A 24,515-nucleotide genomic window follows, 5' to 3' on the forward strand; every position below is an offset into this window, starting at 1 on the left:
AGCGACGAAATGCACGTCACGCCTATACTCGGGCCATGATCCGATGCATCACTCTTCTCTCTCTGATTTGGCTGCCTGCGGTGGCGCTGGCAGATGACCCGCGGATAACCGAAGCGACCGCACAGCAGACGGGCGACAGCTGGCGTATCAGTGTCACACTCACCCATCCGGACAGCGGCTGGAACCATTATGCGGACGGCTGGCGAGTGCTGGACACCAACGGCAATGTGCTCGGCCTGCGTGAACTTGCCCATCCGCATGTAACCGAACAGCCCTTCACCCGGTCATTGGCTGGTGTGGCAATACCGAAGGGATTGGACACAGTGCTGATCCAGGCCCGCTGCAATGTCGATGGCTGGTCCGAAGCAACCTATGTGCTGCCTCTTGCCTGCTCCTCCTGCTGACGCCATCGATGGCACAGATCTGCTGCGGAGCCCTTAGGCTAGACTCTGTGATACGGGCTGCCTGCAAGAATAGTGGCGGCGCGATAGATCTGCTCTGCCAACAGCACCCGCACCAGCATATGTGGCCAGACCATCTTGCCCAGTGAGATTGAGAAATCCGCCTCAGCACGCAAGCTGGGATCAATCCCATCCGCTCCCCCGATCACGAAGGCTACATCTTGGCGACCGGTATCGCGCCAATCGGCAAGGCGTTTTGAGAAATCAGGCGAACTCAGCAGCTTGCCGCGTTCGTCCAATGTGCAGATGACAGCCCCCTTGGGGATTGCCTTGCGCAGCAGCTCCGCCTCGGCGGCCATGCCTGCGTTTTTCTTGTCCTCGACTTCGACAATGCGACAAGGGCCCAGACCAAGGGCCCGGCCCGTGCGGTCGAAGCGCTCAATATAGTCGTCGATCAACTGCTTTTCCGGGCTGGCCCGCAGCCGCCCGACCACACAGAAATGAACTTTCATGAGGACACTTTCGATACAGGCCCGCGCCAGGCGCATACTACGCTCTGCACGGGCCGATCTGATGGAACCGGATCCGATCTGGGGATCAGTTCTCGCTCTGGGCAGGTGACGTGCCCGCAGGCAGCCACATTTTTTCGAGCTGATAGAATTCGCGCACTTCCGGACGGAACAGATGGACGATGATATCGCCGGTATCGATCAGCACCCAGTCGCCGGTGTCTTTGCCTTCGACCTTGCAGACCATGCCGTAGTCCTGCTTCAGGCGGTCAGCCAGCTTTTCAGCCATAGACGCCACCTGACGGGTGGAGCGACCCGAGGCAATAACCATGTGATCGCCAATAGCCGTTTTGCCGCGCAGGTCGATCTGCACGACATCTTCAGCCTTGTCGTCATTCAGCGAGGAAAGAACACGCGCCAGCAGCTCATCGCTGGTTGGCTGTGATTTGGTAGCCATTACGGCCACTCCGCGGCCAGCATCTGGGGCCGCCTGAGGTTCGGGTGACAGGACATTGTCCTCCTTGTAACGCGCCGCCGGTCCCCCGGCGCTGGGGTTGCCTTAATGTAGCAAGCCATATGCGGTTTTTCAATGAACCTTGACGGCCGGCTGCTATGCGCGCCGCGCAGGCGTAAGATCAGCGTGAAATGACAATGTAACTGCCTCCTGCCGTGCCAGAACGCGTCTCAGTCCTGCATCGCCACCGGCAAGGCCTCGTTCAGCACACGCACCTCCCGCTGCGGGAAGGGGATCGAGATTCCGGCCTCCTTGAAGGCGTCCCAGAGCGCCAGATAGACATTGCCGCGAATATTGGTCAGCCCGCCGGTCGGATCGCTGATCCAGAACCGCAGCACATAGTCCACGCTGCTGTCCCCAAATCCGACGATGTGACAGACCGGCGCCCGGTTGCCGCCACTCAGCACACGCCCCACGGTTTTGGCCGCCTCAATCGCGACACGGCGCACCTCATGCGGGTCATCGCTGTAGCCGGTGCCAAACTTCAGATCCAGCCGTACGAATCGGTCGGTATGGGACCAGTTGACCACCTCATTGGTGATGAAATCCTCGTTCGGGATCAGGTATTCGCGGCCATCCCGGGTCACTACAGACACATAGCGCGCGCCAAGGGAATTGATCCAACCAAAGGTCTCGCCCAGCGAAATCACATCCCCCGGTTTGATGGACTTATCCAGCAGGATGATGAGGCCTGACACCAGATTGGACACAACTTTCTGCAGACCAAAACCAAGACCGACACCAATGGCACCAGACAGAACCGCAAGGCCCGTCAGATCAATTCCAATCGCCTTCAATCCAATGAAGAAGGCACCGCCAAGCAGCAGGATCTGCGCCAGCTTGGCACCAAGCACCTGCATTGACGGTGAGATATCCGGATTGTTGCGGATCCGGTTCGCGGCAACGGATGAAATCGCACGCGCCAGCGTGAGCATGACACCCAGAATGACCACCGCCTGAACGATCAAGAACAGCGAGATGCGCAAATCCCCGAAATCAATCGCCACACTGTCGAGAAACGCCGTTGCTTCAGCTGTGATGCCGAGGATGCGTAGGGTGACCCAGATCCAGGCGCCATATTTTACCAGCTTTCGCAGCAGGGGATTGGCTACCAGCCGCGTCGCAAAGGACACGATCAGCCAGGCCAGAGACAGGTTTGCGATCACAACCATTAGGCGTGATCTGCTGGGCCAGGTGATATCCTGCATGATCAGAACCGTGGTCCAAATCAGCAATACAAAGAGGATGCCACGAATACGCCTGTGCAAGACCAACCCTGCCCGCATACGCCAACGCGGCCAGCCGGTGCGGCCACGAAGCCAATCATGAAAAGCCCCTGCGATGGGTTTGGCCAACACCGCGGCCAGGACCAACAGGCCGACTGCGATCCCGAGCTGATAGGCATTCCATGGGCGCAGCAGAACCTCCGCCGTGTTGGTCAGGAAATCCCACAGCTGCTGCCCCAGCTCAATTGCCTCAGCCGTGCTTTCGGCCAGCGCATCTTTGGTCTCGATCTGTTCGTCCGGATCCATGACGCTCCCTTTTGCTTGCGAGTCTGACGCGCCTTCAGGTTCCAATCAAGGCGCGACTTTGGGTGATATCGCAATTCCAAGTGCGACCATCCTGTTGACTGCGTTTCAGAACGAATCTTGATTGCCACGCCCAGCGGATGTATCTGACAGCCATGACCCTCGTTTTGGCCCATCATATCGAGCTGCAAGACCGCGCACGCCTGCGCGAACGGTTCTTTGGTGCCGCCCGCACGGTCCTGGCGCGGCTATAAGGCTGCCGCCAAGCCATTTTGCCAGCTACATTCCAAAAACTACGGGAGAGGACTCATGTCCCCCAAGACGCTTTACGACAAAATCTGGGATGCGCATGTTGCGCATGAAGCCGAGGACGGCACTTGCCTGCTCTATATCGACCGCCATCTGGTTCACGAAGTGACCAGCCCGCAGGCGTTCGAAGGCCTGCGCATGGCAGGTCGCAAGGTACACGCGCCCGACAAAACCATCGCGGTGCCGGACCACAACGTGCCGACCACGCTTGACCGCGCCAAAGGCATCGAGAACGAGGAAAGCCGCATCCAGGTCGAAGCGCTCGACAAGAACGCCCGCGAATTCGGCGTGCATTACTACCCGGTGGATGACGTCCGTCAGGGCATCGTGCACATTGTCGGCCCCGAACAGGGCTGGACCCTGCCCGGCATGACCGTGGTTTGCGGCGACAGCCACACCGCCACCCACGGTGCTTTTGGTGCGCTCGCGCATGGCATCGGCACATCGGAGGTGGAGCACGTGCTGGCCACCCAGACGCTGATCCAGAAGAAGTCCAAGAACATGAAGGTGGAGATCACCGGCAAGCTGAAGCCGGGTGTGACCGCCAAGGACATCACCCTGGCCGTGATCGGCGAGACCGGCACCGCCGGCGGCACCGGCTATGTCATCGAATATTGCGGCGAAGCGATCCGCGATCTGTCGATGGAAGGCCGCATGACCGTCTGCAACATGGCCATTGAGGGCGGCGCCCGCGCCGGTCTGATCGCCCCGGACGAGACCACTTTCGAGTATGTCAAGGGCCGCCCGCACGCTCCGAAAGGTGCCCAGTGGGAAGCCGCGCTGACCTGGTGGAAAACCCTGTTCACTGACGAAGGCGCCCATTTCGACAAGGTAGTCACCCTGAAGGGCGAAGACATCCAGCCGGTTGTGACCTGGGGCACCTCGCCCGAGGACGTGCTGCCGATCACCGGTGTGGTGCCGGCACCTGAGGATTTCACCGGCGGCAAGGTTGAGGCGGCCCGCCGTTCGCTTGAATACATGGGGCTCACTCCCGGCCAGAAGCTGACCGACATTGAGATCGACACCGTCTTCATCGGGTCCTGCACCAACGGCCGCATCGAAGACCTGCGCGCCGTGGCTGAGGTCGTGAAGGGCAAGAAGGTCAAGGACGGCATGCGCGCCATGGTCGTTCCGGGCTCCGGTTTGGTCCGTGCCCAAGCTGAGGAAGAAGGCATTGCCGAGATCCTCCAGGACGCCGGTTTTGAATGGCGTCTTGCGGGCTGCTCCATGTGCCTGGCGATGAACCCCGACCAGCTGTCCGAAGGTGAGCGCTGTGCCGCAACCTCAAACCGGAACTTCGAAGGTCGTCAGGGCTACAAGGGTCGCACCCATCTGGTGTCCCCTGCCATGGCTGCCGCTGCTGCCCTGACAGGCAAGCTGACCGATGTGCGCGAGCTGAACTAAGGAGCCAGCAAAATGGAAAAATTCACAAAAATCCAAGGCATCGCTGCCCCCATGCCGCTGGTCAACATCGACACCGACATGATCATCCCGAAGGTGTTCCTGAAGTCCATTCAGCGCACCGGGTTCGGCAAGAACCTGTTCGACGAGATGCGCTATAACCGCGACGGCACCGAGATTGCGGACTTCGTGCTGAACAAGCCGCAGTACCGTGATGCAGAGATCCTGATTGCGGGCGACAACTTTGGCTGCGGCTCCTCGCGCGAACACGCGCCTTGGGCGATTGCCGACTTTGGCATCAAGTGCATTGTGTCGACATCCTTTGCCGACATCTTCTTCAACAACAGCTTCAAGAACGGCATCCTGCCAATTGTCCTACCGCAAGAGCAGGTGGATCTGCTGATGAAGGACGCGGAAAAAGGCGCAAACGCGCGCATGACTGTCGATCTGGAAGCGCAGGAAATCACCACATCCGATGGTGAGGTGATCACATTCGAAGTCGACGCGTTCAAAAAGCACTGCCTGCTGAACGGGCTCGACGACATTGGTCTGACCATGGAGAAATCCGCCTCTATCGCCAGCTTTGAAGACAAGGCTGCGCAAGAGCGCCCCTGGGTCTGACCCGACATCAGGTCACCTTTGATAACGCCGCGAAAAGCCGCCCCCATGGGCGGCTTTTTTGTCGTGAGGCTATGCTCCAGTTGCAGACAGCCACGCGATCTGCTGCCCATGCGGGCCGGTCCATGCCAAGGGCTGGCCATTCTGCATAAGTAGGAACATATCGTCCCGAGGCTGACCTGCACGGGCAGAAAACTGAGGGAAGACGCGCGGCCCCTCATTGCTGATCCAGATTGCGTCACTCTCAAGCATCTGCTTGGCGAAGGCATCCCGCTACTGTTGATCGGCGACATAGGTCAGAACTGCGGTGTGAAAGATGACAAGGGTTGCATTGGCCGGTGCCTCAGCGACCAGCGCAGGCAAATCCTGCGTCAAATCTCCGGAGACCACATGTGGCGGACAGTGCTTTGCGACCGAAATCGCAGACCGCAGCCGAACAAGGCGCAACTGATGTTCAGGCCAGACCAACTGTTCCAGCCAAGCCACGTCAGCGTCACAACTGACATCGAGAGGGTTCAGATCCAGCCCCGCCCGCCAGACAATATCAGGGTGCGTCACCGGTTGCGGTGTACCCGGTGACGCGCTGCACTGAAATATCGGGGCACAACCTGCAAACTCCTGCGGCGGTGGCAGCTTATGGTCGCCCCAATCGTACCCATAGATATCTGGCAACAGGCACAGACCAGCGGAGGCGCCCACCTCAATCAGCACGATCGGCCCAGTGATCGGCGCCAAAAGGGGCAGCAAGACAGCACAGCGTCCCGGCTCATTCGTCTGCGTCGTCCGTCTTCGCATTACCGTGGCAACTTCCTCGGCCTGGTCGTGGATGACCCTGTCAAATGCTTCCGGACAGGAAATGTGGCCTGCAACGTGGCGCACTGCCGCAAACAGCAAATTGGGTTGCTGACGATCCGCAGGCAACGCCGACAGAAAGCCGAGACAGTTTTGCGAGTGAGCCACATGCAGCGCCAGCCTCTCATAAATGGGCGACCGACCTGCGGCCTCCCATTGCACGAATCTGATGTAGCGTTCTGCAATGTGAGGGATCATCCCAGTCTCCAACCAAACCGCGAGCAGCACGCAGGCGACTGACCTGCGCCGAAATCTGCCCCGATCCCCACTATCCCAGTTGCGCGGTTCTCCCACAACATATTGTGGACCACCGCATAAACCCTTGTTTTCACTCACACGCAGCCACGATCACTGATGCAAACCAGCACCACCCTACCACCCAAAACACGCAAAACCCTGCTGAAACCCCGGTGCGAACTTGAGCAATATCCCGCTGACAGGCACAAATAAGGCGGAAATGAGGCAGCGCTCAGCAGAGACATTTCACCAAGAAATGCATGCGGGCATCAAGTTGGAACAACGGCACGGCAATGTACCGGCCAGTCCAGTTTGAAGGGATCGAGGCGTGATAGCACGGATTACAGGCGCGGCCATCCGCGGCATCTTTGTTGCATTGCTGATTGCAATGCCATCGCTGTTGTTGCCGGATGCAGCGACACGGTCACCCGAGGTGATCGCCCTGCTTGCCATCCTCGCCGCGGCACTGACCTTCGCCGAGTATTTCTCAAGCTATCCAAGTTTCGTGGAGTTTCGCGAGGCTCCTCCGCTGAACAGAATGCGGTTCATATCGCTGGCCCTGATCGTCATTCTGGTCAGCCTGGTGGCCCGCCATCCAATGGAAGCCACCGCCCTCACCTCTCTGGTGCATGGTCTGGCCTCAGGGCTGGGCGACACACTTGATTTCGCGTTTTCCCCGATCCAGCTGACCGGTTTGATGATGCCCGCCCATGTGGCGCCAGATCTTATCTCACAGGTGATGGCGGCAGCGGCGCTCAGCTATATGATTGCCCTCATCACCATCCTTGGTTTTGCGCTGGCGATCCGGCTTCGGGACTGGCCGCTCAGTAATGGGCCTTTCAATGTCTGGACCAACCTGCCTCTCTTCGACCCGACGACCGGCGGCGATGTGGTTGAACGGCTGCAACGGGATGCCCGGATCAATATCGTTGGTGGCGTGCTTCTGCCCTTCGCGCTGCCTGCGATGGTGAAGCTCACCTCCGGTGTCGTGGACCCTAGCCTGCTGGCGGCCCCGCAGACCCTGGTCTGGGTCGTTTCGGCCTGGGCCTTTGTTCCTGCGTCGATGATCATGCGCGGGCTTGCAATGCTGCGGATTTCAGATCTGATCGCGCAGAAGCGCCGTGCCGCCTATGCCAGTTCAGAGGCATTGCAAACCGCATGAGACCGCTGGCCTCGCTCCTGCTGGCCGCTCTCCTCCCATTGATCAACCTTGCCGAAGCGGACCCTGCAAAGACCTTGCGCATCGCCAGCTTCAATACGGAGCTGTCCCGCAAGGGACCCGGCCTGTTGTTGCGGGATCTGCAACGCGGCAAGGATCCGCAGATAGCCGCCATTTTGCAAACACTCACCGAGGCCGACGCCGATGTACTTGTCTTGCAGGGGATTGATTGGGACTACGAAGGTCGCAGCCTGGCCGAACTACGCAACCTCCTGGCCAAACGCATCCCCAGTTATGGTCATATCTACGCCGCGCGGCCCAATACTGGCATGCAGACCGGGCACGACATGGACGGCGATGGGCGTTTGGGCACCGCGCGGGATGCACAGGGCTATGGCCGGTTCACCGGCCAGGACGGCATGGCCATCCTCTCTCGGCTGCCCATTCTGCGCGATGACGTGAGAGACTTATCGGCGTTGCTCTGGCAGGATCTGCCCGGTGCCACGCTGCCAACACACCCCGATGGTACGCCCTTCCCCAGCCGTGACGCGCTGGCAGCTCAGCGTCTGTCGACAACCGGGCACTGGGTTGTCCCTGTCCTGCTGCCCAGTGGTGAGCCGCTGTCAGTTCTGGCATTTCAGGCAACACCCCCGCTGTTCGACGGGCCGGAAGACCGCAACGGACTGCGCAACCAAGACGAAATCAGGCTTTGGCAGGTCCTGCTGGATGGCGGGCTTGGTCCCACACCAGCCGACCCATGGGTCATCGTGGGCGGTGCGAACCTCGACCCCGACAAAGGCGCCGGCCGCCGCGCGGCCATCGCGGATCTACTCCGCGATCCGCGCCTGCAAGACCCACGACCACGGGATAGTGCAGGACACACAGATACCGTCAACTGGGGCACATCCGGTCCGATGCGTGTCGACTACGTCCTGCCCTCACAAGCGTTGCAGGTTGTTGCGTCAGGGCTGATATGGCCTGCTAATATCCCGGCCAAAGACGACGACGCGGACCGCCCTTCCAGCCGTCATGCCCTGGTCTGGACAGATCTGCAAATTCCGTAGCAGTTTCACTGCAACAAGATGGCGCGAAATCCGCCCTCTCAGCCATAAAAACAAAGCGATCAGCCGCTATCTGCGCCCGGAACATTGACCCAAGGGCGATGTGCCGTTACCCCGGCTGCAACGCTTTCAAGGAGTACCCATATGTCCAACCCATCGATTCTGATTCTGCCCGGCGACGGGATCGGCCCCGAGGTCATGGCCGAGGTCCGCAAGGTCATCACCTGGTATGGCGAAAAGCGCGATCTACAGTTCGATGTGAGCGAGGATCTTGTTGGTGGGGCTGCCTATGATGTGCACGGCAAACCGCTGGCCGATGAGACTATGGAGAAGGCACAAGAAGTCGATGCGGTTCTGTTGGGCGCCGTAGGTGGCCCCAAGTACGACGATCTCGACTTCTCCGTCAAACCAGAACGCGGCCTTCTGCGTCTGCGCAAGGAGATGGATCTCTACTCCAACCTGCGCCCGGCGCAATGCTTTGACGCGCTGGCGGATTTCTCTTCCTTGAAGAAGGACATCGTTGCCGGTCTCGACATCATGATCGTGCGCGAACTGACCTCGGGTGTCTATTTCGGCGAGCCACGCGGCATCTTCGAAGAGGGCAATGAGCGCGTCGGCATCAATACCCAGCGCTATACAGAGAGTGAAATCGAACGCGCCGCACGGTCTGCGTTTGAACTGGCGATGCGCCGGAACAAAAAACTCTGTTCGATGGAAAAAGCCAACGTGATGGAGTCCGGCATCCTGTGGCGCGAAGTCACAACCCGCGTCTCCGCCGACTACCCAGAGGTCGAGCTGTCCCACATGTATGCCGACAATGGCGCGATGCAGCTGGTGCGCGCGCCCAAGCAGTTTGACGTGATCCTCACCGACAACCTCTTTGGCGACATCCTGTCCGACTGTGCCGCAATGCTGACCGGCTCTCTGGGCATGCTGCCGTCTGCTTCGCTCGGCGCGCCGATGGCAAACGGCCGACCCAAGGCACTGTATGAGCCGGTACACGGTTCCGCGCCGGATATCGCGGGTCAGGGCAAGGCAAATCCGATTGCCTGTATCCTCAGCTTTGCGATGGCGCTGCGCTACAGCTTTGATCAGGGGGCCGAGGCGGACCGTCTGGAAACTGCGGTGGAGCAGGTTCTGGCTGATGGTCACCGCACCGGCGATCTGTTGGGCGAAGAAGGCGTCTCGCCGATCAGCACGTCTGAAATGGGCGATGTGATCATCGCCGCCCTCGACGCCAGCCTCTAAGGGCTTCGGTATATAATCGCGGTGCGGGCCACCAATGGCCCCGCCGCATCCTGCTCAGACCGATCTAAGACCTGGCAGGCAACAGCCCAGATTGCGCGCGCGGACTGACGGTTCGATCCGCGACAACTGACGGCTTTTTTAGTATTTCCCTGACGGTGTTAGCGCTATAGTGCAGGCCATCTGCCGTATTGTTGCGCCGACCCGGATGACCCTATGAACATAAAAGCCGCTTTGCTTGCCCTCTTGGCCTATGCGATTTTTTCCACCCATGATGTGGTGGTCAAGATCCTCGGCGCGGATGTGTCACCGGTTCAGTTGGTGTTCTTCAGCAGCCTGTTGTCCTTTCCGCTGCTGGTTTTGATGCTGATCAAGGATGCAACCCCCGGCCACCTGCGCCCGGTCCACCCTTGGTGGATGGCCGCGCGGTCGGCAACCATGGCTGTGATCCCTGCAAGTGCCTTTTACGCGTTTTCCGAACTGCCGCTGGCGGAAACCTATGCGTTGCTTTTTGCCACGCCGCTGCTGATCACCCTGCTGTCGATCCCGATCTTGGGCGAACGTGTCGGTCTGCCGCGACTGGCGGCGGTCGTGGTTGGCTTTATCGGCGTGATGGTGGTGCTGCGCCCCGGTGCGACCAGCTTTGGCCTCGGTCATGCGGCAGCGCTTTTTGCCTCTTTCTGCGCCGCTTTTCAGTCGGTCGTTCTGCGCAAAATCAGCGCGGATGAGCGCCGGGTCGTACTGATGATTTATCCGATGCTGATGACCTTTGCCGTCATGGGGTTGGCACTGCCGCTGGTCTATGTCCCACTGGAAGGTGTGACCTTCGGCGGCATCGCGATTGTGGCCCTGTTTGGGTTTTGCGCGACGTTGCTGACAGTCAGCGCCTATACCATTGGCGAGGCGGCGATCGTCGCCCCTATGCAGTATTCCCAGATCATCTGGGCCACCATCTTCAGCGTGGTTCTTTTCAACGAAAAGGTCGATTTGATGACATTGGTCGGTGCTGCCATCATCATCGCCAGCGGCATTTTTATTGTGCTGCGTGAAGCCTTTGGCGGACGCTCCGACAATACTCCGGTTCTGCGCACCCGGAGCCGTGGATATACTGCGGGCGGCACCAATGTATCACTCATGCTGAAACGGCAAAGCGAGGATAATCCGGCGGAATAGGGCTTGCATATCCAAGCCCTGCCGTGTAATTCCGCGCCACGGTCGGAGCGTAGCTCAGCCTGGTAGAGCACTGTCTTCGGGAGGCAGGGGCCGGAGGTTCGAATCCTCTCGCTCCGACCAAATATGCAAAGGCGCCCTTGGGCGCCTTTTGTGTTTTCAGGTTCGTGATCCGCCCTTAACCGCCGTTATTAGCAAAGCACATAAACAGTCCGGCGCCACCTGTCATAGCAAGAGCTTCCATCGAACAGCCACGCGTATCATGCGCCGCGTTCCAAGATGTATTGCCGCCACCATGGCGATCATGATGTCCGACCGTGGCACTGCCCTCTCCGGAACTGGTCCAATTGCTACAGGTCTTATCGCCTTCCATCCAAGGGAAATAAGCGGTGCCATCCGCCATGGTGCCGGTCAGCAAATCATGGGCATTCGGGCGATCACCCCGGCCGTTCACCAGATTGCCATTCTCATCCAGCCCAGTGGATTTGACGATATTGGGACTAAGATGCAGCTCATCCAGATTGCCCGCGATCTGCACGCCCTTGGCATTGTGCCATGGACCGCTGCCAATCCGGTCACGCGCTGAAATCCCGCGCTTACCCTCTTCCTGTGTGCTGAGATAGGCGCGCCAGGTTTTGCCAGTTATACCGGCAGCTTCGGCGAGGCTGGCACAATGTGCGTCTGCGCCCTCGAGTCCGCCGAGATCGCCGCCTTGTCCCGAGCCGACGCTGGTCACGAAAAAGCTCATGCTAGTGTCCTGGGCCAGCGCAGCCCCACCGGCGCTCAAGAGCAGCGGAATAGAGATCAGCGCGGCTTTGGCCGCAGCTATGGTCACTGTCATCTTATGGTCTCCCCTGTTGTATCGAACGGGGCGCCTGATCGCCTCCCGACAGAAGCTACAGTCACGGATCCTGCCCTGCGCGCGCATACGCCACCCAGTCTCTTAGGTAGAAGCCCGCAGAAGGTTTTCAAACAAAGGCCAGCATGTCCGCCAAGAGTGAGCGTCATAACAAAACAAGGCCGCACTGAGCGATGTCAGTGCGGCCTTGTTTCACATATCGCGAGTTTGGTTCTGATCCGCCAATTAGGCTCGAATCTCTTGCCCGGACTACCCGTGCAGGCGTTCCAACAGGTCGCCCAATGTGGCCTTTTCCTCGGCGCTGTATTTCGCCACCCGGCTGCGCCATAGCGTGGCCTGCGAGCGCAGGATCAGACCATCTGACATCAGCTTTAGGTGGTTGGCCCGCAGGGTTTCCCCGGTCGATGTGATATCGGCAACCATTTCAGCCGTCTCGTTCTTAACGGTGCCCTCGGTCGCGCCTTGGCTATCTACCAGCTGATAATCCGCAACACCTGCATCCATCAGATACTCACGCACAAGACGGTGATACTTCGTCGCGATCCGCAGCCGGTGGCCGTGTTTCGCACGGAAAGCGGCGGCGACCGCATCCAGATCGTCGATGGTCTCCACGTCGACCCAGATTTGTGGCACCGCTAGAATGAGATCGGCATGACCAAAGCCGAGCCCTGCGATTTCTTCAACCTGCTGCTCCCAGAGGGGTAGTTTTTCCTGTACCAGATCGGTCCCGGTCACCCCAAGATGGATGCGTCCGGCGGCCAGTTCGCGGGGCATCTCCCCTGCGGATAGCAGCACCAGATCGATCCCCTCAATCCCCTCGACTGCGCCGGCATATTCACGGTCCGACCCCGTGCGTGACAGGGTAATTCCGCGTTTGGCGAACCATTCGAAGGTCTTCTCCATCAGCCGCCCCTTGGACGGCACCCCAAGCTTCAGATTCATGACTTCGCCCCTTCCAGCAGCAGCATCAGATCGGGACGAACCACACCGCCAACGGCGGGAATTTCTGCCCCCTGTCCCAGCTGCCGCGTCAGCGCGTCATAGCGACCACCGCTGGCAATCACCGGCAGATCTGGACGCCCATCGGCGTAAAAGCCGAACACGAAGCCATCGTAGTATTCCATCGACGTGCGACCGTAAGAAGCTTCAAAATCAAGGCTGTCGACATCAATGCCACGCGCCTTCATCGCCGCGGTACGCGCATCAAGCCGGTCTAGCGCAGGGTTGATCGCAGGCAGGTCCACCGCGATATCGCGCAGCTGTTCAGATGCATACGGAATGGTCTCACGCACCGCCATCAGCGCCTCTAGCGCGGTCAGCTCATTCTCCGCAATCGGCGGGGCTGCTGCATCAGCGCGCAGAGCCTCAACACGGGCATCCACCTCCGCCGTGCGACGTTTGCCAATGGCGGGCACCTTCCCCGTCAGCACCCCTTCGGTAGACAGCAGCTTGCGACGGCTTTCCGCAACTGGGCTGCGTCCGGCAAACTGGTCGAGCATTGCCCGAAACCGGCGCGGTCGCCAGATATGGCGCATCAGGGCTGCCTTGCGCAACGACGTGGTATTTAGCCCCTCAACCGCTGCCATCAGAATACCAATATCACCGGTTGCGGCGCGCACGGGCAGGTCGCGCAGCTGCAACGCAATCAGCGCAAACACCTCGGCATCGGATCCCGCCGGATCATGGCGTTCAAAGACCTCATACCCGACCTGAAGATATTCGTTGGCGCGGTCCTCGTCGTGTTCCTGACGGCGAAATACGTCGCCTGCATAGGTATAACGCGCAGGCTCTGCACCGTCGCGCATGTGCATCTCGACCACTGGCACGGTGAAATCGGGGCGCAGCATCTGCTCTCCGCGCAGCGCGTCTGAGGTCACGTAAGCGCGGGCACGGATGTCCTCACCATAGAGATCCAACAGGGTCTCCGCAGGCTGCAGGAAGGGCGGCTCCACCACCCGTGCGCCAGCAGCCTCAAAACTCATGCGCAGCCGGGCGGCCAGCGTCAGGGCACTTAGACGATCCCCCATCGTTCAGCCCTGCCCTGCAAGGATTTCGCGCACCTTGGCGACCAAATCACCGCGTGGCACTTCAAACTGGCTGGGGCGTTCTTTCCACTCTTCCAAGGTGGCGTTTTCAGCAATCTGAGCGCCAAGGATCAGATCCTTGATCTGGACCACACCGCGGTCCTTTTCTTCACCACCCTCAATCACGGCGATCGGCGAATTGCGCTTGTCCGCATATTTCAACTGATTGCCAAAATTCTTGGGGTTGCCCAGATAGACCTCAGCCCGGATGCCTGCATTGCGCAATTCAGCCACCATGGTCTGATAATCCGCCATGCGGGCCTTATCCATCACGGTAACGACGACGGGTCCAGTGGCCTCGGCCTTGATCCGCCCCTTTTCGCGCAGCGCCGCCAACAGACGGTCGACGCCAATGGACACGCCGGTTGCAGGAACTTCCTGACCGGTGAACCGCTTTACCAGATCATCATAACGACCACCGCCAGAGACCGAGCCGAACTGCCGCTTGCGGCCTTTCTCGTCAAGGATCTCAAAGGTGAGTTCGGCCTCATAAACTGGTCCGGTGTAATACCCCAGACCGCGCACCACCGATGGGTCAATGTCGATGCGGTCAGCACCGTAGCCGCCTGCGGCCAGTAGATCGCCGATCTGCTCCAGCTCGCCAACACCCTCAGCCCCAATGGAACTGCTGCCAACCGCGTCGCTGAGGTTGGCAAGGGTCTTGGCGGCATCCACCCCCTTGGACGTCAGGAAGGCCAGCACCGGTGCGGCTTGATCTTCCGACAAACCAACACCATCGATGAAGGCACCAGAGGCATCCAGTCGCCCCTTGGTCAGCAATTTGCGCACGCCGGCCTCGCCCACCTTGTCGAACTTGTCGATGGTGCGCAGCACATCGTCACGTTTGGCATCGCCTGCCTCAAGCCCCATGGCCTCCAGCACGCCATTCAGAACCTTGCGGTTGTTCACCCGCACCAGATAGTCGCCGCGCGGAATGCCGACGGTTTCCAGCGTATCAGAGAGCATCGCGCAGATCTCGGCGTCCGCCGCCATCGAGGCAGTGCCAACGGTATCGGCGTCACATTGGTAAAACTGGCGGTAACGCCCAGGACCGGGCTTCTCATTGCGCCACACCGGCCCCATCGCGTAGCGGCGATATGGCGTCGGCAGGTCGTTGCGGTGCTGGGCGTAAACCCGGGCCAGAGGGGCCGTCAGGTCATAGCGCAGCGCCATCCAATCACCGTTGCCGCCTTCGTCGTATTCCTGCCAGGCGAAAACGCCCTCATTGGGACGATCGACATCAGGCAGGAATTTGCCCAGCGCTTCAACGGTTTCCACCGCAGAAGATTCCAGCGCATCAAACCCGTAGCGATGATAAACCCCCGCGATGGCCTGCAGCATATCGCTGCGCTGGCTCACCTCTTCGCCGAAATAGTCACGGAAGCCCTTGGGCGTGATCGCCTTGGGGCGGGGCTGTTTCTTGACTTTGGCCATCTTGGCCTCCTCGGGGTGTCAAATGGGTCAGATACTCGCCCGGCGGTCTAGCCCAAGGGCGGGCTGACAGCAAGGCGGCAGAGGTGTACTCCCGGCAGGGCGTCTCCGCGCTGCCTCACATGCGGGCACCGTGTTTCAGACTTGTGACAGCATGGACGCGCCCGCCGCCAGCGCATATGAGAGCGTGAGCCCCAAGGAGACAGCCATGCAACATCTTGAAGAGCAGATCGCCCACCTGACGCGCACCGTCGATGAGCTGAGCGAGGTCATCAACCGGCAGCAATCAGAGATCGACCGACTGACCCACCGTGTCGCGATGCTGTATCAGCGCGAAGCCGCCCGTGAGCAGGATGGCGGCGGCGGGGTTGTCATCGGTGACGAACGCCCACCGCATTACTGATCTTCTGTGACGGCTGACTGCGGCGCCTGTCAGCTGTCGCTGCTTGCCGGGGACGGTTTGAACGACAGCAAGCGCAACGCATTGAGCGTCACCAGCACCGTGGCGCCGGTGTCAGCCAGAATGGCGATCCACAGGCCGGTCATGCCCAGGACCGATGTGACAAGGAACACCCCCTTAAGCCCCAACGCAACGGCGACGTTCTGACGGATATTGGTCAACGTCGCACGGGACAGCCGAATTACGCCAACCACGTCGCTAACACGGTTGCGCAGGATCGCTGCATCTGCGGTCTCTAGCGCCACATCAGTGCCCGATCCCATTGCAACCCCGACCTGAGCGGTCGCGAGCGCAGGCGCATCGTTGATCCCGTCGCCAACCATCATGACCTGAGCGCTCTGGGTGAGAGCCTGTAGCGCCGTAACCTTATCCTCCGGCATCAGCTCCGCGTGATGATCCAAGCCCAAGTGCCCGGCAATTGCCTCTGCCGTGCGAGCATTATCTCCGGTCAGCATGGTCGCGGTGATCCCCATCCGCGCCAGCGCGCGCACCGCGTCAGCTGCATCTTCGCGGGGTTCATCACGCAGCGCGATCAGCCCGTAGAGTATCTCTTCGCTGAACAGGACGACGACCGTCTTGCCCTGCGATTCCAGCTTGGCCGCCTGCGCAAGGGCGGCCTCTGTCATGACACTGGTCTCTGAGGCAAAACGCGGGGACCCAACTGTGATCATAATGGATCCGACTTTGGCTGAGGCGCCCTTGCCTGGCACCGCACGGGCTTCCTGTGCCAACGGAATATCCACGCCGCTGTCCGCCGCCCGCGTGCAAATCGCTTCCGCCAGCGGGTGGCTCGACTCGCGTTCAACCGCGGCGGCCAGTTCCAACAGCTTATCCTCGCTGCCATAATAGACGACGATATCCGTGACCTGCGGCCGCCCGCAGGTCAGTGTCCCGGTCTTGTCAAAAGCCACATGCGTGGTGCCCGCCGCGGCCTCAATGACCGCGCCTCCCTTCAGCAACAGACCATGGCGCGCACCAGCTGACAAAGCCGACGCAATGGCCGCCGGAACACTGATCACCAACGCGCAGGGGCAACCAATCAGCAGCAGCGCAAGCGCGCGATAAATCCAAGTGTTCCAATCCAGACCGAACCCAAGCGGTGGCACCAGCGCTACCAGTAGGGCGACCCCAACAACGATGGGCATGTACACACGGCTGAAACGGTCGATAAATCGCTCAGTCGGGGCACGGGCACTTTCGACCTCTTCGACCAAGCGGATGATCCGCGAGATCGTGTTGTCCGCCGCCGCACGGCTCACGCGCACCCGCAGGACGGCCTCGGCGTTGACGGATCCGGCAAAAACCTCGGAACCGGGCTCTTTCAGGCGCGGAACGCTTTCGCCTGTCACCGGGCTCTCGTCGACGCCAGAGACACCATCAATAACCGCGCCGTCGGCGGGCACGCGGTCACCGGGGCGCACCACAACGATCTGACCTTCACGCAGGCTGTCTGCTGCGACCTCCTCCAATACATCTCCCCGCTCCACCAACGCAGTTTTGGGCACGAGATCGGCCAACGCACGAATCCCGTCTCGTGCTTTGTTCGCGGCCAATCCTTCCAGCATTTCGCCCACGGCAAAGAGGAAGACCACAAGCGCGGCCTCTTCGGCAGCGCCAATAAACAAGGCACCAATCGCCGCAATCGACATCAGCATTTCGATGGTGAAAGGCATTCCCGCCCGCAGCATCGCAAAGGCGCGGCGTGCGATGGGGGCCACGCCAATCAGGGTTGCCAGCATAAACGCCCAGAGACCCACCGTAGGGGATGCCATAAGTTTGATCCCCCAGGCCAGCACCAGAAGAAAACCGGTCCCAAGGAGCAGTTGCCCCTTACCGCTGCGATACCATGCAGGTGTCTCGGTTGCGGTGGCAGAGCCGATCTGCGTGGCGTTGCAGCACGGCGTCCGGTCAGTCCCCGAACCATCACTACGGGCCATTAGATCAAACCCTAACTTGCGCACCGTTTTCTCCACGGCGATCACCGATCCCTCTTGTGGGTCCAGATCCAGACGCAGCCGTTCGGCCATCATCGCGACCTCAACGCCGCTGACGCCCGGCAATCGTTCAACCGCGCCGCGCAGTTTCGTCGCGCAGGACCCACAGTCCATGCCCGTGACCCGCCACTCCAGCTGCTCACCCGTATCCCTGGCCATCTAAACGCCGCCTTTCCTGCTCTCATATTCTGTCAGCGACCTATGTAGTTGCTACAGCCACTAGAGCTTCAAGACATTTCTTCAGAAAAGCCGATCCAAATTCAGCCTCGCTCAAGACGTGCCGCAACGGCCTTGTTGGGAAAGAACAGAAAGCCGCTAAGCTGCGCAGAATGCTTGGCCGATCCGCCAGCACCACGACCAAGGAGGCGCCGCCGTGCTGCAGGGTATTCGTGTGATCGAAATTGAAGGGCTGGGGCCTGCGCCCTTTGCCGCGATGATGCTGGCAGATCTTGGGGCTGACGTTATTTGCGTCCACCGCAAAGGGCACAACGCAGGTCTGATGCCACCCCATCCGATCATCGACCGTGGCAAACGCTCCATCATGCTGGATCTGAAATCAGCGGCCGATGTGGAGACGCTGCTGCAGCTGGTCGAAAGCGCCGATGCGCTGCTTGAGGGGTTTCGTCCCGGCGTGATGGAGCGTCTAAGCCTTGGGCCTGCGGCCTGCCATGCCCGTAGCCCTGATCTCATCTATGGCCGCATGACAGGCTGGGGGCAGGACAGCCCACTGGCGCAGACTGCAGGCCATGATCTGAACTATACCGCGCTCTCAGGCGCGCTTTGGTATGACGCGACGCCAGGAACGCCACCCCAGCCGCCTGCGACGCTGGTGGGCGATATTGGTGGAGGTGCGCTTTATCTGGTCGCTGGTATCCTTGCGGCACTTGTGAAGCGTGGAAACGCCCACGATGATAGCCCGTCCGGATGTGTGGTCGACGCAGCGATATACGATGGATCGGCCCATATGATGAACCTGCTGATGACATTGCAACAGGCCGGGCAGTTTGCAACGCCGCGCGGGGCAAGCCTGCTGGATGGGCCCCATTGGAGCCGTTGCTACCTCTGCGCTGACGGCGGCCATATCAGCGTGCAATGTCTGGAACCGCAGTTCTATGCGGAGTTTCTGTCACGTCTGGATCTGGACGAGGACGCGCAATTTGCCCAGCAGCATGACAAAAGGCTTTGGCCCGTGCTCGCCGCGCGGCTGACGGGGATCTTTGCGACCCAGACGCGCGACTACTGGGCCGATCTATTCGATGGCAGCGACGCCTGTGTGGCCCCAGTTCTGTCGCCGGAAGAAGCCGTGACCCACCCCATGAACACGCGCAGGACATGGATCATGGCAGACAATGGCCTGCAGGCGGCACCCGCCCCGCGATTCTCGGATCAGGGCGATTGGACCGCCCCTCCCGCGCCAGAACGCGGTGAGCATACGGCCCAGATACTGGCGGAGCTGATGCAGCGCCGGCGCTAGGTTAGTCGGCTTTCTTGGCTTTCTCAGCTGCCGCCTTCATCCGCGCCAGCAGGTCGGCTTTTGTTTCGCGGCCGCCGTAGGGGTTCTTGTCGGACCCTTTGGCGTTGTGTTCTTGGTGGCGCGGGCTGTTCTTGCCCTTTTTGGGGGCGCCAGATTTCTTGTAGTCCATCGACTTGCCCTTTCGGCGTGATCGCAAAAGGCGCTGATGCCGCAATTGGCCTCAGCGCGCAAGATTATCGCTAGCATTACATTGTGGCGTGCAGACGGATCAGCCGCCCCGCACCGCATCAATCATGCGCTGCACATTGTCCGGGTCCGCGTCAGGCGTGATGCCATGACCAAGGTTGAAGATATGCGGCCCGTTCCCAAAGGCTTTGACGATGCGGCGGGTGTCATCCACCAGTTCCTGACCGCCGGTGACCATATGACGAGACGCGAGATTGCCCTGCACACAGCCGTCTATCTGAACATGGGCTGCCGCCCATTCAGGATCCACCGAATTATCGAGCGCGACGCAATCCACCCCGGTTGCCTTGGCAAACCCGACATATTTGTCACCGGCCTCACGCGGGAAGCCAATGACCGGGATATCCGGATGACGCTCTTTCAACGCCTCGGTGATCTGGCGGCACGGCTCCAGCGCGTATTTCTCAAACGCCTCGCCACGCAGCGAGCCTGCCCAGCTGTCAAAAATCTTGACCACCTCCGCACCGGCTTTGATCTGCATCGACAGATATTCAATGGTCGCCTCTGTGATGCGCGCCAGCAGGGCCTCAAACAGCGGGTTGTTCTCCTGACGCAGCACGTGCGCAGGCCCCTGATCTGGGGTGCCGCGCCCGGCAATCATATAGGTCGCGACAGTCCAGGGCGCACCGGCAAAGCCGATCAGCGTGGTCTCAGAAGGTAGCGCCGAAGAGAGCAAGCGCACCGTCTCATAGATGGGGTTCAGCGTTTCGTGAATATCGCTGACCGGGCCCAGCTTGGCAAAATCCGCTTCGGTGGTGATTGTCGAAAGGCGCGGCCCCTCGCCGGTTACAAACCACAGATCCGCCCCCAGAGCCTGCGGCACCAGAAGAATATCGGCAAAAAGGATCGCGGCGTCGAACCCGTAGCGGCGGATGGGCTGCAGGGTGACCTCGGTTGCCATCTCCGGATTGTAGCATAGCGACAGAAAATCGCCCGCCTCGGCCCGTGTGGCGCGATATTCCGGCAGATAGCGACCGGCCTGACGCATCATCCAAATCGGCGGCACATCCTGTGTCTCGCCCGCCAATGCGCGCAGCAGTTTCTTCTGTTCGGCCATGGTCACCCTCATATCTATGTTGCATCTGAGGTCTAGCCTTGGCGGCAAATTGTCAAGGGCAGCAGGACCGGTGCTTGTCATGGCATTATGTCGCGATTAAGGGTCAATACATGACACAGATTGATCTGCCCTCCCCCGCTTCGCCCCTGAAAATCGGCACCCGCGGTTCGCCTCTGGCGCTGGCCCAGGCCCATGAAACACGCGCCCGGCTGGTTGCGGCGTTCGATCTGCCACAAGATGCCTTTGAGATCGTGGTGATCAAAACCAGCGGCGACAATCAGGCGCTGATCGCGGCGGATAAACCGCTGAAGGAACTGGGCGGCAAAGGTCTGTTCACCAAGGAAATCGAAGAGGATCTGTTGTCCGGCGCCATTGATATTGCGGTGCATTCGATGAAGGATATGCCCGTGACGCAGCCTGCCGGGCTGCTGCTGGAGACCTATCTGCCCCGCGAAGACGTGCGTGACGCCTTCGTCTCGCCAGATGTCACCGCCATCGCTGATCTACGCGAGGGAGCGGTTGTCGGCACCTCCTCCCTGCGACGACGCGCCCAGCTGTTGCATCGTCGCCCCGATCTGCAGGTGGTGGAGTTTCGCGGTAACGTTCAGACTCGCCTGACCAAGCTGCGCGATGGTGTCGCGGAATGCACATTCTTGGCAATGGCCGGTCTGAACCGGCTCGGCGCAGATCAGGTGCCCGCAACCCCCATTCCACCTGAGGACATGCTGCCCGCCGTTGCCCAAGGCGCCATCGGGATTGAGCGGCGCGCGGATGACAGCCGCACCGGCGATATGCTGGCCGCCCTTCACGACCGCAAAACCGGAGAGCGGCTGGCGGCAGAGCGCGCGTTTCTGGCCGCACTTGACGGCTCCTGCGAAACCCCGATTGCCGGGCTGGCCACCCTGGACGGCGGAACACTGCGATTGCGCGGCGAAGTTCTACGCCCAGACGGTTCCGAGGCGATCAGCGATGAGCAGTTCTGCCCGGTTGAAGACGGCGCGGAACTGGGCCGTGAGATGGCGGCAAAGCTGCTGGCCCAAGCCGGGGCAGGCTTCTTTGACTGGAAACGCTAAGGGCTGACCAAGGGGTGCGAGGCGCTGCCTCGCGCTCCGGGATATTTTCAGCCAGAAGATCCGCCAAGTGTAGTGCCTCAGATCTGACCGGACCAGCGCAACCACCGCTCTGGCCCGCCACCAAAGACATTCAGATCGACGTTCCCCTCAATCCCCGGCACCCGCCCGGTGCCGGTATATTGCCAGAACCGCCAAAGCGCGCCGGGATAGGTAACATGGGGGTGATCCGCAACAGAGCGCAGCCAGAATTCGGTGCCCCTCAGGCGGCCGATGCCAGTATCACGGTAGAAATCAACGGTGGTGTAGAGCACCGGGCGACGTCCGTAATGCGCCTCAAGAATATCGAGAAATCGATCCGCCTCAGCACGGATTTTACTGCCGGAAGGCCGTTTTGTGCAGGTACGTGAATGGGGCGTCCATTCCATATCCAGCACGTGGGGCAAGGCGGCGCTGTCGCGCGGGACATGGCGGATGAACCAGCGCGCCTGCTCGGCCGCAGGGCGGCAGAAATAAAAATAATGATAAGCCCCGCGTTTCACACCGGCCCGCCGCGCGCCGCGCCAGTGCTCGCGGAATTTTGGATCCGCCAGATCGCCGCCTTCGGTCGCCTTGAGATAGGCAAAGCTGATGCCCGCCGCTTTCGCCCGTTGCCAGTCGATGTCACCCTGCCAGCGCGAAACATCAATCCCGTGGATCGGATAGGACCAGGGCGTGCGGCCATCCCAGGGGTGTGGATCACTGTCGCCAAATTTGGGATGGGTGATCAACCGCGCGCGCGCCACGGCGAGGCTGGCAGCGGTCTCCCCCGGCTGGACCGGCTGACCGATCGGCGGTGAAGGCGGCGCGACATATGAGGTGCGTGACCCGCAAGAGGCCAGCATCAACACTGCTGCAATCAACAGCCAAAGTCTGCTCATATGGACCTGCCCTGATCTGCCCCGGATCTGCGTGCAATGCCACGCTTTGCCTCAGTAAAGCGCGACCGGCCGATCAGAGCAATGACCAAGGCATCCCCATGCCGCAATCAGCAAAACACCGCGACGTCAGATCCATTTGGCCATTGGTGGCAGGCTCATCAGCACCGCATTGGCATCATGACCGGTTTCGAGCCCGAATTTGGTTCCGCGGTCATAGACCAGATTATACTCCGCATAGAGGCCACGATGGACCAGTTGAATGTCCTTTTCCGGTGCGCCAAATGCCATCGGCCGTCGTTTTTCAACCAATGGCAGATAGGCGGGAAGAAACGCGCGGCCAATGTCCTGCGTCAGTGCAAAATCAGCCTCCCAATCACCCGTGTTGCGATCATCCATGAAGATCCCGCCAACGCCTCGCGCCCGGTTGCGGTGGGGGATATAGAAATACTCATCCGCCCAGTCTTTCAGCTCTTCATAGAGCGCGTTCCCATGCGGTGCCAGATGCTGTTCCTGGGTGCGGTGGAAATGGGCCGTGTCCTCGTCATACTCAATACAAGGGTTGAGGTCGGAGCCACCTCCGAACCACCAAGCATGCGGGGTCCAGAACATCCGCGTGTTCATGTGGACTGCGGGCGCATGGGGGTTCTGCATATGGGCAACAAGGGAAATGCCGGAGGCCCAGAACCTCGGATCGTCCTGCATGCCGGGGATCCCCTTACGGGCCGCCATGGCAGATTGGGCGCGTGCCCCCAGGGTGCCGTAAACCTCGGAGATGTTGACGCCAACCTTCTCAAACACCCGGCCACCGCGCATCACGCTCATCAGGCCGCCGCCCGCATCGCTGCCATCTTCGGCGCGACGGGTGGTGTCGCTGACCTCAAACCGGCCGGCAGGCTGATCACAGAGCGGGCCGCTGTTGTGGCTGTCTTCCAGTGCTTCGAAAGCTGCGACGATGTCATCGCGCAAAGACTTGAACCAGGCCGCTGCGCGGGCCTTTTCGTTGATCATATCGGTGCTCATCTGGTCGCCTATGTCCGCAGGAGAGGTGGGAGATGGTTTAATGGACCGGCACGGCAACCGTGTCCAGCAACGTGCGCCCGCCGTCCAATGTGACAATCTGTCCGGTCATAAAGGCGGCTGCGTCGGAGGCAAGGAACTGCGCAGCCTCGGTCAGTTCACTGGGAGAAGCAATCCGGCCAAGTGGCGTATGCCGTTCGATATCCTGCCGATAAGCGCGGTTGTCCTTCAGCGTGGCCTGCATCGAGGCACTCATAACCGATCCGAAAGCAATGGAATTGACCCGAATCCGATGCGGTGCAAGCGACACCGACAAAGAGCGCGTCAGCTGATCGAGTGCGGCCGAGGCCACGCAATAGGCCATGAGCTCAGGGTGGGACCGACGTGCCGCGATGGATGACAGGTTGATGATCGCGCCATTGGGTCCGCTGCTGTCACGCTGTTCCCCCTGTTTGATCATACGCCGCGCCACCTGTTGCGACAGTCGCATGGTCGGCAGCAGGGTTTCATTGAGCAGCAGTTCCATCGAGTCGTCATCCGGATCCAGCGGATCGGTTGGCACCACCTGCCGCGCGCCGTTGACCAGAATGTCGACCTCATCAAAAGCATCGATGGTTGCAGACAGAAGGTTGGCGATGGTCAACCGCTCCCTCAGATCCCCGGCAAAATAGCGAATATTGCTCTCATCTGCCTGTGTGCCCAGTTCACTAAGCAGGGCTGCTTCGTCTGTGTCCGCAAACATCACATTGGCCCCAGCCGCAGCGAATTGTTTACCAATCGCAAGGCCAATACCACTGGCTGAGCCAGTGACGATGGCCGTTTTGCCGGAAATGGAAAAAGACATAAATGACCTCCGTCAGGATCGAGAGGATGCACCAGCGGCCAGCCTCTTTTCTGC

Annotated in this window: 25 protein-coding genes and 1 tRNA gene; 12 read left to right on the plus strand and 14 right to left on the minus strand. The window is 60.4% G+C overall.

What is annotated here, in order from left to right; all coding sequences use genetic code 11:
* Nucleotides 1-35: 35 nt before the first annotated feature.
* Entirely contained in the window at nucleotides 36-404 is a 369-nt protein-coding gene (locus phaeop14_RS13610; RefSeq protein WP_096789864.1) for a hypothetical protein, read from the plus strand.
* Between the two features lie 38 nt (nucleotides 405-442).
* Here the strand turns inward: phaeop14_RS13610 and rlmH are convergent, their stop codons facing one another.
* The 3 genes from rlmH to phaeop14_RS13625 all read right to left on the minus strand — a co-directional run bounded on the left by rlmH (nucleotide 443) and on the right by phaeop14_RS13625 (nucleotide 2,956).
* Nucleotides 443-913 (minus strand): 23S rRNA (pseudouridine(1915)-N(3))-methyltransferase RlmH, encoded by a 471-nt coding sequence (gene rlmH / locus phaeop14_RS13615; protein WP_040174860.1) that lies wholly within the window; start codon nucleotides 911-913, stop codon nucleotides 443-445.
* 85 nt (nucleotides 914-998) lie between these two features.
* Nucleotides 999-1,367 carry a ribosome silencing factor gene (rsfS, locus tag phaeop14_RS13620; protein WP_024095960.1) on the minus strand — a complete coding sequence of 123 codons (369 nt, stop codon included), beginning with the start codon at nucleotides 1,365-1,367 and terminating at the stop codon, nucleotides 999-1,001.
* Nucleotides 1,368-1,594: 227 nt separating this feature from the next.
* Nucleotides 1,595-2,956: a mechanosensitive ion channel family protein gene (locus phaeop14_RS13625; RefSeq protein WP_096789865.1), complete on the minus strand. Its 1,362-nt coding sequence runs from the start codon at nucleotides 2,954-2,956 to the stop codon at nucleotides 1,595-1,597.
* 152 nt (nucleotides 2,957-3,108) lie between these two features.
* Here phaeop14_RS13625 and phaeop14_RS13630 point away from each other — a divergent pair, with 152 nt between their 5' ends.
* From phaeop14_RS13630 to leuD, 3 genes are read left to right on the plus strand one after another with little or no spacing between them, the layout of a single operon-like run.
* The gene (locus phaeop14_RS13630) at nucleotides 3,109-3,207 is read left to right on the plus strand and encodes an isopropylmalate isomerase (RefSeq protein WP_241770621.1); all 99 of its coding nucleotides are present in this window, start codon (nucleotides 3,109-3,111) and stop codon (nucleotides 3,205-3,207) included.
* Between the two features lie 55 nt (nucleotides 3,208-3,262).
* Entirely contained in the window at nucleotides 3,263-4,666 is a 1,404-nt protein-coding gene (gene leuC, locus phaeop14_RS13635) for a 3-isopropylmalate dehydratase large subunit (protein WP_040174522.1), read from the plus strand.
* Between the two features lie 12 nt (nucleotides 4,667-4,678).
* Entirely contained in the window at nucleotides 4,679-5,284 is a 606-nt protein-coding gene (gene leuD, locus phaeop14_RS13640) for a 3-isopropylmalate dehydratase small subunit (RefSeq protein WP_040174525.1), read from the plus strand.
* Nucleotides 5,285-5,554: 270 nt separating this feature from the next.
* On the opposite strand, the gene phaeop14_RS13645 is transcribed toward leuD, so the two are convergent.
* Complete coding sequence (locus phaeop14_RS13645; RefSeq protein ID WP_244905774.1) at nucleotides 5,555-6,331, minus strand: DUF2332 domain-containing protein; 777 nt, start codon at nucleotides 6,329-6,331, stop codon at nucleotides 5,555-5,557.
* Between the two features lie 367 nt (nucleotides 6,332-6,698).
* On the opposite strand from phaeop14_RS13645, the gene phaeop14_RS13650 reads away from it, so the two are divergent.
* From phaeop14_RS13650 to phaeop14_RS13670, 5 genes are all read left to right on the plus strand, one after another.
* Nucleotides 6,699-7,532, plus strand: a complete 834-nt coding sequence (locus phaeop14_RS13650) for a hypothetical protein (protein ID WP_096789866.1) — start codon at nucleotides 6,699-6,701, stop codon at nucleotides 7,530-7,532.
* Complete coding sequence (locus phaeop14_RS13655; RefSeq protein ID WP_096789867.1) at nucleotides 7,529-8,593, plus strand: endonuclease/exonuclease/phosphatase family protein; 1,065 nt, start codon at nucleotides 7,529-7,531, stop codon at nucleotides 8,591-8,593. Before phaeop14_RS13650 ends, phaeop14_RS13655 begins: the two co-directional genes overlap by 4 nt.
* Nucleotides 8,594-8,734: 141 nt before the next feature.
* Complete coding sequence (leuB, locus tag phaeop14_RS13660; RefSeq protein WP_040181112.1) at nucleotides 8,735-9,838, plus strand: 3-isopropylmalate dehydrogenase; 1,104 nt, start codon at nucleotides 8,735-8,737, stop codon at nucleotides 9,836-9,838.
* A 213-nt stretch (nucleotides 9,839-10,051) separates the two neighbouring features.
* Complete coding sequence (locus phaeop14_RS13665) at nucleotides 10,052-11,008, plus strand: DMT family transporter (RefSeq protein ID WP_040174536.1); 957 nt, start codon at nucleotides 10,052-10,054, stop codon at nucleotides 11,006-11,008.
* 43 nt (nucleotides 11,009-11,051) lie between these two features.
* Nucleotides 11,052-11,128, plus strand: a tRNA-Pro gene (locus tag phaeop14_RS13670).
* 55 nt (nucleotides 11,129-11,183) lie between these two features.
* Here the strand turns inward: phaeop14_RS13670 and phaeop14_RS13675 are convergent.
* The 4 genes from phaeop14_RS13675 to hisS all read right to left on the minus strand — a co-directional run bounded on the left by phaeop14_RS13675 (nucleotide 11,184) and on the right by hisS (nucleotide 15,382).
* On the minus strand, nucleotides 11,184-11,846 hold the full coding sequence (locus phaeop14_RS13675) for a hypothetical protein (protein WP_096789868.1): 663 nt from the start codon (nucleotides 11,844-11,846) through the stop codon (nucleotides 11,184-11,186).
* A 267-nt stretch (nucleotides 11,847-12,113) separates the two neighbouring features.
* Nucleotides 12,114-12,806 (minus strand): ATP phosphoribosyltransferase, encoded by a 693-nt coding sequence (gene hisG / locus phaeop14_RS13680; RefSeq protein ID WP_096789869.1) that lies wholly within the window; start codon nucleotides 12,804-12,806, stop codon nucleotides 12,114-12,116.
* A complete protein-coding gene (locus tag phaeop14_RS13685; RefSeq protein WP_096789870.1) occupies nucleotides 12,803-13,891 on the minus strand; it encodes an ATP phosphoribosyltransferase regulatory subunit in 1,089 nt (362 codons plus the stop codon). The genes hisG and phaeop14_RS13685 overlap by 4 nt, the downstream gene beginning before the upstream one ends.
* Nucleotides 13,892-13,894: 3 nt before the next feature.
* Nucleotides 13,895-15,382: a histidine--tRNA ligase gene (gene hisS, locus phaeop14_RS13690; RefSeq protein WP_096789871.1), complete on the minus strand. Its 1,488-nt coding sequence runs from the start codon at nucleotides 15,380-15,382 to the stop codon at nucleotides 13,895-13,897.
* A gap of 205 nt (nucleotides 15,383-15,587) precedes the next feature.
* Here hisS and phaeop14_RS13695 point away from each other — a divergent pair, with 205 nt between their 5' ends.
* Complete coding sequence (locus phaeop14_RS13695; protein WP_014875870.1) at nucleotides 15,588-15,782, plus strand: SlyX family protein; 195 nt, start codon at nucleotides 15,588-15,590, stop codon at nucleotides 15,780-15,782.
* Nucleotides 15,783-15,811: 29 nt separating this feature from the next.
* Here phaeop14_RS13695 and phaeop14_RS13700 read toward each other — a convergent pair whose 3' ends face one another.
* Nucleotides 15,812-17,992: a heavy metal translocating P-type ATPase gene (locus phaeop14_RS13700; protein WP_096789872.1), complete on the minus strand. Its 2,181-nt coding sequence runs from the start codon at nucleotides 17,990-17,992 to the stop codon at nucleotides 15,812-15,814.
* Nucleotides 17,993-18,206: 214 nt separating this feature from the next.
* On the opposite strand from phaeop14_RS13700, the gene phaeop14_RS13705 reads away from it, so the two are divergent.
* Complete coding sequence (locus tag phaeop14_RS13705; RefSeq protein WP_096789873.1) at nucleotides 18,207-19,307, plus strand: CaiB/BaiF CoA transferase family protein; 1,101 nt, start codon at nucleotides 18,207-18,209, stop codon at nucleotides 19,305-19,307.
* 1 nt (nucleotide 19,308) lies between these two features.
* Here the strand turns inward: phaeop14_RS13705 and phaeop14_RS19755 are convergent, their stop codons facing one another.
* Both phaeop14_RS19755 and hemE read right to left on the minus strand, forming a co-directional pair.
* Complete coding sequence (locus phaeop14_RS19755; RefSeq protein WP_014881143.1) at nucleotides 19,309-19,476, minus strand: hypothetical protein; 168 nt, start codon at nucleotides 19,474-19,476, stop codon at nucleotides 19,309-19,311.
* Nucleotides 19,477-19,575: 99 nt separating this feature from the next.
* Nucleotides 19,576-20,610: a uroporphyrinogen decarboxylase gene (gene hemE, locus phaeop14_RS13710; RefSeq protein ID WP_096789874.1), complete on the minus strand. Its 1,035-nt coding sequence runs from the start codon at nucleotides 20,608-20,610 to the stop codon at nucleotides 19,576-19,578.
* Nucleotides 20,611-20,720: 110 nt separating this feature from the next.
* Here hemE and hemC point away from each other — a divergent pair, with 110 nt between their 5' ends.
* Nucleotides 20,721-21,683, plus strand: a complete 963-nt coding sequence (gene hemC / locus phaeop14_RS13715) for a hydroxymethylbilane synthase (RefSeq protein WP_096789875.1) — start codon at nucleotides 20,721-20,723, stop codon at nucleotides 21,681-21,683.
* A gap of 77 nt (nucleotides 21,684-21,760) precedes the next feature.
* Here hemC and phaeop14_RS13720 read toward each other — a convergent pair whose 3' ends face one another.
* From phaeop14_RS13720 to phaeop14_RS13730, 3 genes are all read right to left on the minus strand, one after another.
* Nucleotides 21,761-22,600, minus strand: a complete 840-nt coding sequence (locus tag phaeop14_RS13720) for a glycoside hydrolase family 25 protein (protein ID WP_096789876.1) — start codon at nucleotides 22,598-22,600, stop codon at nucleotides 21,761-21,763.
* Between the two features lie 126 nt (nucleotides 22,601-22,726).
* Complete coding sequence (gene hemF, locus phaeop14_RS13725; protein ID WP_096789877.1) at nucleotides 22,727-23,620, minus strand: oxygen-dependent coproporphyrinogen oxidase; 894 nt, start codon at nucleotides 23,618-23,620, stop codon at nucleotides 22,727-22,729.
* Between the two features lie 37 nt (nucleotides 23,621-23,657).
* Nucleotides 23,658-24,461 carry an SDR family NAD(P)-dependent oxidoreductase gene (locus phaeop14_RS13730; RefSeq protein ID WP_040174557.1) on the minus strand — a complete coding sequence of 268 codons (804 nt, stop codon included), beginning with the start codon at nucleotides 24,459-24,461 and terminating at the stop codon, nucleotides 23,658-23,660.
* Between the last annotated feature and the right edge of the window lie 54 nt (nucleotides 24,462-24,515).

Source organism: Phaeobacter piscinae (assembly GCF_002407245.1).
GTDB classification, from domain to species: Bacteria; Pseudomonadota; Alphaproteobacteria; order Rhodobacterales; family Rhodobacteraceae; genus Phaeobacter; species Phaeobacter piscinae.